The organism is Burkholderia sp. Ac-20344 (assembly GCF_017104975.1).
In the GTDB taxonomy this organism is placed as follows: domain Bacteria; phylum Pseudomonadota; class Gammaproteobacteria; order Burkholderiales; family Burkholderiaceae; genus Burkholderia.
The window spans coordinates 1-1,598 of record NZ_JAAGPP010000351.1 but is presented as its reverse complement, the minus strand read 5'-3'; the positions used below and the strand labels follow the sequence as shown (position 1 = coordinate 1,598).

The following is a 1,598-nucleotide window of genomic DNA, read 5'->3' as shown; positions in this document are numbered from 1 at the left end:
GGGGGTGCGGCTAGAATCTTGGACTGGTTTATGCCGCGAGCCCGAGGCGCTCCCGGTATTCGAGCGGACTCAGTGAGCCAAGCGAGATCTTAATCCGCTTGGCGTTGTACCAGCGGATGTAAGAATCGACCGCCTCGATGAACTGCTCGATGCTTGTAGCCTGCCAGGTCCGAGGATAGAACAGTTCCGTTTTCAATCGGCCGAAGAAACCTTCGCATGCCGCATTGTCGGGCGAGCAACCTTTGCGCGACATCGAGCGAATCAGCTTCGCATCGCGCATCCGTGAGAGCCACCCCGGCCAGCGATAGTGCGCACCGCGATCGGAGTGGACCATTGGCTGGTGTTGGCTGTTGGCCACTGTCTCGATCGCTGCGTCGAGCATGGTATTCACAAGCTCGGCGTCCGGACGCGTGCTGATCGACCAACTGACAACGAGCCCATCAAAGCAGTCGATCACGGGCGATAGATACACCTTGCCGGCTGGAATCTGGAATTCCGTAATGTCGGTGAGCCACTTTTTATTCGGCGCCGCCGCCCGGAAATCGCGATTGACGAGGTTTTCTGGCGCGGGACCTATTTCGCCTTGATAGGAGCCGTAGCGACGCCGGCGGGCACTGCCAGCGGTCAAGCCTTCTTGCCTCATCAAGCGTCGCACGACTTTCTCCGATATGAAGACCTGCTGCTTACCAAGTGCCGCGCGTATCCGGCGATAGCCGTAGCAACGGTAATTGAGTTCGAAGATGTCTGTGATGACGTGACGCACGCGAGCATACTTGTCAGCAACAAGCAGTCGTGCACGATGGTAAAAGTAGGAACTGCGGGCAAGACCCAATACGGCGAGCAGTTCTGGCAGTGCATAGATTTGCCTCAGGGCATCAACCAGCGTCGTCTTCTCCCGATTGCTCAGGAGCCGCGGGTCGATGCCCAGGCCTTTTTTTAACAGTTCATTGGCCTTCTTCAGGATGTCGTGTTCGAGTTGCAGCTGCCGTATGTCGCGTCGAAGCGATTCCAGCTGCTGCTCCAGTTCTGCCCGCTCAGGAGCCGATGCCGGATTCTTATGGCGTTTCATGGATGCCGGAGCCTCTCGACCGAGTAGCTTATTTTTCCAGTTGTATAGCGTCGGCCTGCTCACGCCTATCTTTTCCGCGATCACACGTGCACCTTCGTCTCTGGTGCACAGCTCAATGACCGCTGCCTGCCTCAACACTGGCGACGACGGCACATTCCGAGCATTGCTGACAAGACGTTTCCGAATATCGGGGCATAGCTCGTAGACCCACGCGGCCAGCACTGCGCGACACGGATACCCCAGTGCTCTCGTGGTCCCGGCAAAATTGCAGCCATGACTCAAATAATGCTCGACAGCGATTTGCTTCTGTTCGGTGGAGTAACGTGGCCTGGAGCGGCGATAGCCCGCCGGCAAATCGCCAACCTCAACGAACGCACGGTACCACCGTGCCAAGTTCTTGCGCGAAGGATATCCCAGCTCGCGAATAGTTGCCGCTGCGCTCCTGCCGTACTTGATGTAGAGCTGAACCGCTCGAACGCGGTCTTCGTATGAATACATGAACTACCTCCAAGGTAGTCCAAGATTTTGT

At 57.1% G+C, this 1,598-nt stretch carries 1 protein-coding gene; it reads right to left on the bottom strand.

The genetic code is table 11. The features are described 5' to 3' along the window. Positions 1-28: 28 nt before the first annotated feature. On the bottom strand, positions 29-1,567 hold the full coding sequence (locus tag G3N64_RS39070; protein WP_124605594.1) for an IS3 family transposase: 1,539 nt from the start codon (positions 1,565-1,567) through the stop codon (positions 29-31). Between the last annotated feature and the right edge of the window lie 31 nt (positions 1,568-1,598).